At 60.7% G+C, this 11,793-nt stretch carries 11 protein-coding genes; 3 read left to right on the top strand and 8 right to left on the bottom strand.

From position 1 onward, the window contains the following. Positions 1-35: 35 nt before the first annotated feature. Positions 36-1,121, top strand: coding sequence for a cell division protein ZapE (gene zapE / locus LMG28727_RS05490; protein WP_201641276.1), 1,086 nt, complete (start codon positions 36-38; stop codon positions 1,119-1,121). A 226-nt stretch (positions 1,122-1,347) separates the two neighbouring features. Next, positions 1,348-2,433: a hypothetical protein gene (locus tag LMG28727_RS05485; RefSeq protein ID WP_201641275.1), complete on the top strand. Its 1,086-nt coding sequence runs from the start codon at positions 1,348-1,350 to the stop codon at positions 2,431-2,433. 84 nt (positions 2,434-2,517) lie between these two features. Here the strand turns inward: LMG28727_RS05485 and tkt are convergent, their stop codons facing one another. The 3 genes from tkt to LMG28727_RS05470 form a co-directional block, all read right to left on the bottom strand. After that, positions 2,518-4,608, bottom strand: a complete 2,091-nt coding sequence (tkt, locus tag LMG28727_RS05480) for a transketolase (RefSeq protein ID WP_201641274.1) — start codon at positions 4,606-4,608, stop codon at positions 2,518-2,520. A 357-nt stretch (positions 4,609-4,965) separates the two neighbouring features. Then, a complete protein-coding gene (locus tag LMG28727_RS05475; RefSeq protein WP_201641273.1) occupies positions 4,966-5,511 on the bottom strand; it encodes a cupin domain-containing protein in 546 nt (181 codons plus the stop codon). A gap of 110 nt (positions 5,512-5,621) precedes the next feature. Next, complete coding sequence (locus tag LMG28727_RS05470) at positions 5,622-5,885, bottom strand: hypothetical protein (protein ID WP_201641272.1); 264 nt, start codon at positions 5,883-5,885, stop codon at positions 5,622-5,624. Between the two features lie 166 nt (positions 5,886-6,051). Here LMG28727_RS05470 and LMG28727_RS05465 point away from each other — a divergent pair, with 166 nt between their 5' ends. Continuing rightward, complete coding sequence (locus LMG28727_RS05465) at positions 6,052-6,288, top strand: hypothetical protein (protein WP_201641271.1); 237 nt, start codon at positions 6,052-6,054, stop codon at positions 6,286-6,288. A 111-nt stretch (positions 6,289-6,399) separates the two neighbouring features. Here LMG28727_RS05465 and LMG28727_RS05460 read toward each other — a convergent pair whose 3' ends face one another. From LMG28727_RS05460 to LMG28727_RS05440, 5 genes are all read right to left on the bottom strand, one after another. Continuing rightward, entirely contained in the window at positions 6,400-6,645 is a 246-nt protein-coding gene (locus LMG28727_RS05460; RefSeq protein ID WP_201641270.1) for a DUF6723 family protein, read from the bottom strand. Between the two features lie 371 nt (positions 6,646-7,016). Beyond that, positions 7,017-8,309 carry a cytochrome c gene (locus LMG28727_RS05455; protein ID WP_201641269.1) on the bottom strand — a complete coding sequence of 431 codons (1,293 nt, stop codon included), beginning with the start codon at positions 8,307-8,309 and terminating at the stop codon, positions 7,017-7,019. A 2-nt stretch (positions 8,310-8,311) separates the two neighbouring features. Continuing rightward, the gene (locus LMG28727_RS05450; RefSeq protein ID WP_201641268.1) at positions 8,312-9,931 is read right to left on the bottom strand and encodes a GMC family oxidoreductase; all 1,620 of its coding nucleotides are present in this window, start codon (positions 9,929-9,931) and stop codon (positions 8,312-8,314) included. Next, the gene (locus LMG28727_RS05445; protein ID WP_201641267.1) at positions 9,932-10,423 is read right to left on the bottom strand and encodes a sugar dehydrogenase complex small subunit; all 492 of its coding nucleotides are present in this window, start codon (positions 10,421-10,423) and stop codon (positions 9,932-9,934) included. Positions 10,424-10,642: 219 nt separating this feature from the next. Beyond that, positions 10,643-11,728, bottom strand: a complete 1,086-nt coding sequence (locus LMG28727_RS05440) for a porin (protein WP_201641379.1) — start codon at positions 11,726-11,728, stop codon at positions 10,643-10,645. Positions 11,729-11,793 lie beyond the last annotated feature (65 nt).

Raw genomic sequence — 11,793 nt, 5'->3', positions numbered from 1 at the left:
CTGCGCTATCGCGTCGCGCACAGGCTTCGCCGCTCATGTTTGACGAAGCTCAGATCACCAGCACGCTGGCCGCGCGAGGCATCACGCCCGACCCTCGCCAGCGTGAGGCCATCAACGCGCTCGTCACGCTGGTGGGCGCCGAGGGTGCCCGTCATCACGCCAGGTCCCGCGCCTCGCTCGCATACCAAGGGGTGTATTGTCACGGACTGCCGGGGCGTGGCAAAAGTCTTGTCGTCGATACCGCGTTCGGATTGGCAACCTGTCGCAAACGGCGTTTGCACTTTCACGAATTCCTGCGCGAGATGAACCAGCGGCTCGTGAATGAGCCGCGCGGCGACGGCCGCCTGGGGTCGGTGTCGCGCCAGTGGCTCGACGGTATCGAGTTGCTGTGCTTCGACGAGTTCCACGTGCACGATATCGCCGATGCGTTTCTGATGGGCCGGTTTCTCGATACCGCGATCAGTCAACGCACGCGCATCGTGCTGACTTCCAACTACGCGCCGGACGCGTTACTGCCAGACCCGGAGTTTCACGAACGTTTTCTGCCGACCATCGCGCAGATCAAACGCTGCTTCACCGTGATCCATTTCGATGGTGCACGCGATTACCGCTTTGGTGGCGAACAGGCACAGGTACCGCGTTTTTTCTCGCCGCTCGATCCGTCGAGCCACGACGCACTGCTGCAGGTTTTTGCGCTGCATGAAGGTGACCAGCGCGTGGAGCCGGTCACGATAACAGCGGCGGGACGACCGCTTACCGCCCGAGCGGCAGGCTCCTCCATGCTGTGGGCCGATTTCGATACGCTGTGCATGGCGAGCCGTTCGCACCTCGACTATCTGGATCTCGCCGAGCAATGGCATGGGTTGATCGTCGATAACCTTCGAGCTGAATGGTTGACGAAGCCGCATGCGTTACAACGTTTGATCTGGTTGATCGATATCCTCTACGACCGCAAACGCGCGCTGTTCATTGCGTCCGATCAGCCAATCGCGGCCGCGCTCAACGGCCTGGAAGGCGCGCATGATCTGTCGAGGACCTTGAGCCGGCTCGCTGAAATGCAATCGCGTGCCTATCGCAGCACGCTCGACGACGTAGGCGACGTTTCGAACCTGCCCGCCTGATTGCCGATCTTCCGGACCGGCGCGACGAGTGCCGCCTCTCGTGCAAATCTTGCAATGCAACGGCAAATCCTGCGTGGCGCTCAAAACGCAGCGCGCCACGCGCAAAGCCCTATTCATAAGCAGAAAGAAGACCTCGACGAGCCGCGCGAGCCGCGCGGGAATGCGCCCTGCTACCGCCGTTGCGGGCCCATTCATCAGCGGATTACCGTCCGCTTTCATCGTTGCCATGATCAGAACAGCTTCTGTTGCCGCGGCGCTGTGCGCGGCGTGCGTCACTTCCGCATGCGTGCATATCGGTCCGGCCCGGCTCAAGGCCGACCAGGTCGACTACGCACGGGCATTGGGCGACGCGAAGAAACGTGAAATTCTCGCCGCCGTGATCGGACTGCGCTACGGCGATGCACCGGCGTTCCTGACCGTCAGCAACATCATCGCCGCCTACACATTCGACACGACTGCCGGAGCAACAGCCAACGCTGGCTCCGGCAGCATGCCGAATTACGCGACCGCGACCGGCAGCGTGTCTTACTCGAATCATCCGACCTTCACGTTCACGCCGACCACCGGCGAGGCGTTCGCCTCTGCGTATATCCGGCCGCTCGCGCCGTCGCTCGTGTTGCCGCTTGCCGAAGGCGGTATTCCGATCGATCTGCTGTTGCGGATCACCGCGCAATCGGTTGGCGGGTTGCAGAACGGCAATGCGCTCGGCGGCGAGAACAGCGCCGGAGCGCCAGGCTTCTTCGAATTACTGCAGGCATTGCGACGACTGCAACTGGCTGGTGAATTAAACGTCGAGTCACGTCAGGGCGACGGTAAGAACGCCCCGATGGGCGTCTTTCTGGTGATGGGCGCGACCACCAGCGGCGAGTCGTCGCAAACGGCCGCCGACCTCGCGCAAGTGCGCAAGCTGCTGCGTCTGTCGTCGAATACGCGGACCTACGAGCTGGTTTATGGGCCTTCGTCGACCTCCCGAAAGGGCGACAAGATTCCGATGGTGACGCGCTCGGTGCTCGGCATTCTGACCGACCTCGGCGCGCAGGTGCAGGTGCCCGTGGAACGCATCGCCGACGGTTCGACTAAGCCGACGGTTGGTTTGATCGGCGGAGAAACCCGGCCGACGATCATCGTGCATTCGGGAAAAACCGCGCCGGACAATGCATATGTATCGATTGCTTACGGGTCGTCGATGTATTGGGTGGAGCGCAACGACTTCGATTCGAAATATGCGTTCACCGTCGTGCAGAATCTGATGGCGCTAGGGGAAGCCGATACTAGTAGCAAAGCGCCGGTGGTGACGATTCCAGCCAATTGAAGTGAGACCAGAACCCGGCGGCTTTCGAAAGCTCAAGCCGCCGGGTTTTCACATCACGCCTTAATTCAGGCGCTTAACCTGACATCACTCCGAACCGCCGTTCGCCTGCGACTTAACGCGCGCGATCTGCTCCTTCGCCGCTTCATAGATATGCTCCGGCGTGAAACCGAATTTCTTCTTCAACTCGGGCAGCGGCGCGGACGCACCGAACGTATGCATCACCACCTGCGCGCCGTGCCTCCCCACGTAGCGGTCCCAGCCAAGCGTAGCGGCCTGTTCCACGGCGACGCGCGCATTGACGTCGGGCGGCAGCACCGAGTCCTGATAGGCGTCGTCCTGACGCTCGAAGATATCCCATGACGGCATCGACACGACTCGCGCTGCAATGCCCTCGCCTTTGAGCTTCTCGTATACGTCGACACAGACCGACAGTTCGCTGCCGGTGGCCATCAGGATCACTTGCGGCTTCTTGCCGTCCGCTGCGTCGGCGAGCACATAGGCGCCCTTCTGCACGCCGCTAGCCGCGGCATAGCGGCTGCGGTCGAGGGTCGGCAAAGCCTGGCGCGACACGACGATGCACGAGGGCCGTTGCGGTTGCGACATCGCCACTCGCCATGCTTCGGCGACTTCGTTGGCATCGCCCGGACGCAACACGGTCAGACCCGGCACGCCGCGCAGCGACGCCAATTGTTCGATCGGCTGATGGGTCGGACCATCTTCACCGACACCGATCGAATCGTGCGTGAACACGTAAATGGCAGGCACCTCCATGATCGCCGACAAGCGGATTGGCGGCTTCATATAGTCGCTGAAAATCAGGAACGTCGAACCGTAAGGCCGCAGATTCGACAATGCAAGTCCGTTCACTGCTGCGCCCATCACGTGTTCGCGAATCCCGAAATGCAGATTGCGGCCGCCATAGTTATCTGCTTCAAAACTGCCAGCGCCTTCGAATTTCAGATTGGTTTTCGTCGACGGCGACAGATCCGCTGCACCGCCGATCATCCATGGAACACGCGCGGCAATCGCATTGAGCACCTTGCCCGACGACTCGCGTGACGCGACGCCCTTCGGGTCCGCGTCGAATGTCGGAATGTCGCTGTCCCATCCCTCAGGCAATTCGTGCGCTTCGATCTGCTCGAATTCGCGTGCGAGTTCCGGGTGTTGCTTGCTGTACGCGTCGAGCTTCGACTGCCATTCAGCGCGCGCCGCTTTGCCTCGTGCGCCGATGCCTTGCGCGAAGCGTTCATGCACCCCGTCCGGCACGTAGAAGAATTTGTCTTCGGGCCAGCCGTAGAATTTCTTCGCCAGTGCCACTTCTTCCACGCCGAGGGGTTCGCCATGCGCACCCGACGTATCCTGTTTATGCGGGGCGCCCCAGCCAATAATGCTATGGACGACGATCAGCGTCGGCTTGTCGGTGACGCTTTTCGCTTCGACAAAGGCTTTTTCCAGCGCGGCGGCGTCGTTCGCGTCGTCGACATGCAACGTGTGCCAGTGGTAGCCGCGAAAGCGCGTTTCCACGTCGTCGCTATACGCAAGGTCGGTGTGGCCTTCAATCGTCACGCGGTTACTGTCGTAAATCCAGATCAGGTTCGACAGTTTCAGATGGCCGGCCAGCGACGCTGCTTCGTGCGAGATACCTTCCATCATGTCGCCGTCGCCACACAGCGCATACACGCGATAGTCGAACAACGCAGTATCGGGCTGATTGAAATGGCTTTCATACCAGCGCGCCGCCATCGCCATGCCGACGCTATTACCTAACCCCTGGCCGAGCGGGCCAGTCGTGGTTTCGACGCCGGTGGTCATCCGGTATTCCGGGTGGCCCGGTGTCTTGCTACCGATCTGGCGGAAATGTTCTATATCGTCGAGCGATACGGCGGGGCCGCCGGTCGGCTTGCTATGCTCATCGACGGCTTTGACGTTCGCCAGATGCAGCAGCGAATAAAGCAGCATCGAAGCATGTCCGACTGACAACACGAAGCGATCACGGTTCGGCCACAACGGCTCGTCCGGGTCGTAGCGCAAATGGTTCTGCCACAGATGATAGGCGACCGGTGCCAGGGCCATTGGCGTACCAGGGTGTCCGGAATTGGCCTTTTGCACAGCGTCCATCGACAGCGTGCGAATCGTATTGATGCACAGCTGATCGAGGGCGGGATCGTTTTGCATGGAAACACTCCTTGTTCGGCGGTTGGGAGAATGGCCGGGAATGCGGCGCCTCGCACGCCATCGCAGTGCGTGATGTTGGGCTAAGCAGCGGCGTGAGCAAACCCGGCAAACCGTGTTGACGTGCAACAACGCATGAGAGACCACAGCGAGACTTCACCGATGATGCGCCGATGCGCGCAAACCTGCACTGCGCTTTACATCTGGCATCGCGGAATGCGTCGCGCGGGTCGGGATTGACGGTCAAACTTTCATGAAGCTTGCGAAAGTGCCGATGTTCATGGGCAAAATATGGCTGGCCTAAACAGAAAAACCGGCGCGGATACCGGGCGCCGGTGCAAGCTGCCTCCAGCCTCAGGTTCAAACTGCCTTCAGCCAATGTTCGACAACCGGGCCACGATCGCCATCGACGGGATCTGTCGGGGGAAACGGCAAAGCTTCCATGAGCGCCTGTTCTTCGGGGGTCAGCGCTTCGCGGCGGATATCCCACTGCTGTCCTTCCGGATATCCCGCCACCACCTGAAAATGCCGCGCGAACGACTGCAGGCAATGGCCAGTTCCGGCAGGCAGCAGCAACACGTCACCCGCATTGATCGTGACCACCCGACCGCCCGGACCACCAACGATCACTTGCGCGGAACCGTCCGTGACGCCCAGCACTTCGTGCGCGCTGGCGTGAAAATGGTGGTAGTCGAAAATGCCGTCGCGCCATTGCGGAGGCCACTGGTTCTGCTCGAACAACAGTTCAAAAGCAGCCGCGAGATCACCGGAATCGGGCTCAAGTGCCCGTCGATAAATCGCTACCGGCAATTTACGGTTATTGGGCACCCAGTCATGCGGTGGCAACATAAATACTTCGTACTGGGTCTGAGCCGCTTCGAATCCGTGTTTCGAATCGTTGTACATATCTGGCTCCTGTTCCTTTGCTGCGCTAACTTCTTCATGGCGTAGTTCACTGCATAAACCCGGGGCTGCATAAAGCGCGCCCGCTGCGCTCGCACGCCATTCGCACGCCGTCAGTCCTTGCGTTGCGATTCGCGGCCGCCGCCTCCCGGCGGCTCGGCGTGCTCGCCCGTGCCAAGCGGCACTTCGGCGCTATGCACCGGGTGCTCACTCGAACGCGGCGGATTGGTTGCCTTGTCGACGCCGGTTTGCTCGACCGGTTCGATACCGAGCGGGCTGGGTTCAACGTAATGCGTTCCGCTGGGCTTGTTACGCGCCTTGACTTCATCCGAAACGTTTTGCGCGTCGAGATTTTTGCGCGGTGTGTCGTCCTGCATGACGCTCTCCTGTTAATCATCACTTTATCGATGCAGCAACATCCGGTCCCTCTCTGCCAGATTGCGCACTTTTCAGCGGGGAGCCAGCGTTGAGGCGCACTGGGCACGGCCGTTGCGGACTCATGGCTCACGGTTTGGACCATTTTTTTGTAAAAAGGAGAGCGCCATGACAATGACCACGATTCGCGTATCCGATACGGAAGTGCAGGTCGAGCGGACCCTGTACACCTTCGCCAAAAAAGACGATGCCGATTCATTCCAGCGCTGCCTGGTCGATACATCGATCGATAGCTGCTATCGAAGCCATCCGCCGCTGTCGGCGAAACCAACTGTGCCCGACGAACATCCCGACGATCCGGGCCGGGGCAGCACGATTTCGCCTTCGTTAGGCGGGATGCCCTGACTGGAAAGAGGCGTCGTTACGCAAGGTGCGATGTCGATTGACTTGAATCGACGAGGTGAATGAAGCAAGGTCGCGCGACGTGTGAAGCACGCCGCGCGGGTTTTTCGTCTGTCACTTCTCTGGCGAAGCGCGATCGGCCGCGATAATCTCGCGGCCATAATCGACCGCCGCGCGCCGGGCCTCGTCCGCCGTCGCATACGGGCCGATCTCGGGTGCGCCGTCAAACGGAAAGAGAATCCTCCTGTCCGCTTTTCTGATGACTTTCAGCCCACCCACGTAACGGCCATCGCCTGTGCCGTGGTAGCTGGCGTAAATTTCGAAGTCATCGTCAGCAACGTCGGACTTATGTCGCGCCATGTTCCCTTTCCCTGTTCTCTTTTCCCGCACTGGTTAGTACGCCAATGCGCTGTGTTCGATGTGATCCTGCGACGCGTGCGTCGGCAATGACATCACGCGTTTAACGGAATCGAGCAATACGCGTTCCACGCGCAGCGCTAGCGTTTCGCGGACGAAAACCGGGGGATGGAGGTTGAATCAGGGCGATCTGGCGGCTTTGCGCTGCCGTGTTGCGGAACCCCCAGTGGTAATGCTGGCGGGAGAATGACGAGATTGAATCCGGCTGCGGCCTCAGCGTTCTCCCTGAGGCGAACGGGGCTAAACCGTCAGAAGCAGAAAAAAAGCGGTCAGGAATATCGCTCCCTGACCGCTCCAGTCAAATCACCTCGACTTCACCGCAACTTCGCGACGTCCTGCGCACTCACCCGCGAGGACGCGGGATTGCCGAACTGCGTCGTCACGTAATTCGTCAGCGCAGCGATCTGGTCATTGCTCAATTGCACAGCAAAGCCCGGCATGCCGACATCGCTATTCGAGGTTGTCCGATGCACCCCATGCAAGATCACCTGCATCAGGTTATTCGGATTCGATGCGCCCACTGTCGTGTTGTGCATCAGCGGCGGATAGTAGCCATCCGGCGTGCCCTTGCCGGGTGCCTGGTGACAACTCGCGCAATTGCCGAGGAACAGCCGCGCAGGGTCGATCGTGCCCTCGCTCATCGCCACGCCACGCAGGCGCGTCACGTCTGTCGCCGGCTTGCCCCACGAGCCGCGCGGCTGCTTGCTGCCGTCTTCCACCGCAGGCACCGTGTGCACGTAGGTGGTGATCGCGGCAACGTCGGCGTCGGTCATCTTCGAGAAGCTATGCTCGACCGCCTCGCCCATGGGTCCCGCCGCGCCACCCAGACCTTGCACGTGGCCGGTTTGCAGATACTGCTTGAGTTGCTCGGGGGTCCACGTACCGATCCCGCTATTCGCCGACGAAGTGATGTTGTAACCTTCCCAGCCCGCCAGCACCGAGCCGCTCAGGAAGCCGCCGCCGGTTTCGTCGAGCGCGACCTCCTGCATCGCGAAGCCGCGCGGCGTGTGGCACGTGCTGCAATGCGCGAGACCTTGCACGAGATACGCACCGCGATTCCATTCCACGCTCTGGCCCGACTTGTCCTGATACGGCCCGCTCTTCAGGAACACCGCGTTCCATGCTTTCAGCGGCCAGCGCATGTTCAGCGGCCATGGAATATCGCTTTGACGCGTGGCCTCTTTCACGGGCGCCACGCCGTAACGGAAATACGCGAATAGTGCCCGCACGTCGTCGTCGCTGATCTTCGCGTACGACACGTACGGCATCGCCGGATACAGATTGTGGCCGTCCTTCGACACGCCTTTACGAAGCGCGCGATCGAACTCTTCGAGCGTCCATGTGCCGATCCCCGTTTGCGGATCCGGCGTGATGTTGCTCGAATAGATCGTGCCGAGCATCGGCACCTTCAGCGGCAAACCACCGGCAAATGGCCGTCCTCCAGCGACTGTATGACAGGCCATACAGTCACCGGCTGTGGCGAGGTATTCGCCGCGTTTGATCAATGCGGTGTCGTTGCTGCTGACAGAAGCATCCGCGTGCGCCAAAGAAGGCAGCGCCAACGCAGCGGCCAGCACGCCATAGAGAGTTTTCTTCATCTTCAGCATGGTCAGACCTCCTTCTTCAACTGGTCGGCCATACGAAGCGCGAGCGCGGCGATGGTCAGCGTCACGTTGACGGTGCCCACGGTCGGCATGGTTGCGCTGCTGGAGATGAACAGGTTCGGGTGATCGAACGTACGGCAATGCTTGTCGACCACCGAGTCGCGCGGATCGCTGCCCATGATCGTCGCGCCGGTGATGTGATTGTTCGGCGCGAATTCGTCCTGATACTCGATTTCGGTGCCGCCGAGAACCTGCGCTGCGGTTGCATAGACCTCGCGGGTATGCACGGCTCCCCGCTTCACGTAGTCGTCGATCTGATAAGTGATCTCCGGACGCGGAATACCGATCGCGTCTTTCTCCGTCGTGCTGGGCACGATGCGGTTGACCGGTTGCGGCAGAATCTCGTGGAAGCAGTCGAACTCGACGAAACGCGCGGAGCGGTCGCGAATCTGCGCGTCCAGATCGGCTGGCTTGATCAGCTTGCCCTGCTTGAAAATCTTCGCCGTTTCCGTATCGATGCGCGACATGTTCGACAGGTGAATCTTTTTAGCGGCTTCCGTCGCGCGGAACGGGCCGTCGCGAAAGCCGATCAATGACGTCATTTCCTGTGGGCCACGGCCAGGCCACAGTTTTTCGTCCGCATAGAACGTGACGCCGGTGCCGGGGTGATCCATCAGATTGCGGCCCACCATGTCGGAGCTATTGCCCACGCCGTGCGGGAAGTCGGCACTGGTCGACATCAGCATGATCTTCGGCGTCTCGATGCCGTTCGCGGCCAGCACGAAGTACCTGGCTTCCACGCGATGCTCGTTGCCTTGCGGGTCCTTGTACAACGCAGCGGTAATGCGTTTGTCAGGACCGACTTCGAGCTTGAACACGACCGCGTTTTCGATCAGTTTTGCGCCCGCTGCTTCGGCTTTTTCGACGTGCACGATGCCGTTGTACATCGCACCGATCGGGCAGATCGGCATGCAGTTGTTATTCCCGCAACAGGTCGGGCGGCCATCGTACGGACGGCTGTTGCGCGCGACCGGCTCGGTCACGACGTTGAAGTGCGAATCGTACGCGTTGAGCTTGCTTTTGATCACCTGCTCGTTGTACGAAAGCGGCAGCGGCGCCATCGGATAAGGCTGGCTGCGCGGCGAACCGAGCTGTTCGTCGGACGGCCCCCACACGCCCAGCTCTTCTTCGGCGCGCTGATAGTACGCCTCGAGTTCTTCATACTCCATCGGCCAGTCGCGGCCCACGCCGTAGACGGTCTTCATCTTGAAGTCGTTCGGCATGAAGCGCCACGCGGAGGCCGCCCAGTGCCACGTCGTGCCGCCCACTGCGCGAATGTACTGCGAGTTGAATTTGTGCTCGCCCTTCAGGATCAGATAGTTATTGGCCGGACCGTATTCGGGATGCGGCGCCCACGCAGTGGACGGATACGGCGCGGAGTTGTCCGACTTGTCGAACTGGTTGCGAAAGCGCTCCACTGTTTCCCAGCGCGGCATACGCGGCCCGGCTTCGAGCAGGATCACGGACTTGCCCGCAAGCGCCATCTGATGCGCGACGATCGCACCGGCGACGCCCGATCCGACTACGACGATATCGGCCTGTTCGGTTTTTTGTGCGTCGGCCATTTAGTCTTGCCTCTCGACGGGTTTCTGGGCCCAGTAGCCGGGCTGATTGGCGCAATACGAGCGGATCACGAGCGTGTCGGAGACCACGGTGTACATCAGCGCCTGTTCGTAGGTGATCACGGCGTTGTCGACCGTGCCGAGATACCAGGCTTCCATGATCTTCAACAGCAGCGCCTGCTGCGCATCATCGGTCGAACCAGCGGCCAGCGCGCTGGCGAGCTTCGGCAACTGCTGCGCAAGATCGGGCGTGGACTTCTGCAAGGCGGCCAGCAGGCGCGTGCCGACGTCGCGATCGAGACCGCTCTTCGCGGTCAGCGATTGCGACAAGGTCATGAACGCGTCGAGCGGCGGCGCGGACGCATCGTCGGCGAGCGCTCTGAGCGTGAGCGAGCCGGTCAGGCCAGCCACGCTCAGTGCGAGTGCGCCCTGCAGCCAGCGGCGGCGGCTGATGGACGACGCTTCACCGGTCGTGGCGAGCGTCCCTGACGACATCCCCAGTGGGGACTCGCCGTGAGAGTCTTGTGGAGTCAATTTTTTTATTCCCTTGTGAGGCGTTTTTCAATGCTTGCTGCGGGTAGAGAAGACAGGCAATACAGCAGCAACGACGCATGACTTGTGATCCTGTTGTTGCTGCTGGCCTGCACTGCCCGCTTTACTGTGTTGCGCTGTTTAGCGGCGTCAGCTGCCAGCCGTACCGCGCGCCACGATGCGTCAGAACTGATGCAACATCCCGACATACGCGCCGGTTTGCGATTCGCCAACCAGCGGACTCGTATTGCTCGTCGAATCGCGCGGCGATGCTTCGAGCGAGAAATTCGAATTGCTGCCATTGCGCACGTAACCGACCGTGCCATACAGGAACGTGCGCTTGGTGATGTTGTAGGTGGTGCCGAGCACGTACATCATCGCGTGGCCGGCCGGATCGTGCGCGACGTCGCCTTCGCCTTCGCCGACGTGAATGTAGTAGCCGCCCGCCGTCACTGCCCAGCGTTGCGGGAAGTTATAGGTGGCGCCGAGCCAGTAGTGATCGGCGGTATCGGCGACACCCGCCGGCGAGTCGGGCGCCGAGTAATGCGTATAAGCGCCCTGGATAATCCACGAGTCGAAATGCGCCTTCCCCGCGACGAAGTATTCGCGCGATGCCTGGAAGATATTGCTGAAGCGGCCATTGCTGTCGCGCAGTTCGTCGTAGATGCCGCGCGCGTCGAACAGCGGCGAGTGATAGCTCAGCATGATGCCGTTTGAACGGCCGAACTCGCCTGGCGCACCGCTATTGAACGATCCCGGCTGGTTGCCGAAAGAGTACTGCCCCTGCACGTCGAAGCCCCAGAACACCGGGCTTTTGTATTCAACGTTATTGCTGGTTTGCTGCCAGTTGCGTCCCCGTACGAGCGACGCCGACGAGAAAGCCTGCTGCACGAACGGGTCGAATTCCCACACACCGTCGCTGTCGATAAAAAGATTACGGCCAGCCTGCAACGTGCCCCATTGCTCGCTCTTCAAGCCGACGAAGGCACGCCGTGACCAGAGCCGTCCGCCGCTGGTGGTGCCGTTCATCACCTGCAAACCGGTTTCGAGGTTGAAGATTGCATTGAGACCGCCGCCGAGATCTTCATTGCCTTTGAGGCCCAGCATACTGGTGCCCCAGTCGCCGCCTTCCGCGCTCCAGCGGCTTGCACTGCCGCCTGCACCATCGTTGATGTGATTCAGGTATTCCACGCCTGCGTCCAGCCGGCCATATAAGCTCACGCTGGTTTGACCATAGGCCAAAGGACTCGCCACCGCCAGGGTTGCCATTAATTTTTTAGATAGTCGCATTGTTTTGCCGGGAGTTTTTCTGTCGCAATGTGAGGCAAAGCAGA

The organism is Paraburkholderia metrosideri, from assembly GCF_904848625.1.
Classification (GTDB): domain Bacteria; phylum Pseudomonadota; class Gammaproteobacteria; order Burkholderiales; family Burkholderiaceae; genus Paraburkholderia; species Paraburkholderia metrosideri.
The sequence above is the reverse complement of the archived record's forward strand: the minus strand, read 5'-3'. Positions and strand labels throughout refer to the sequence as shown.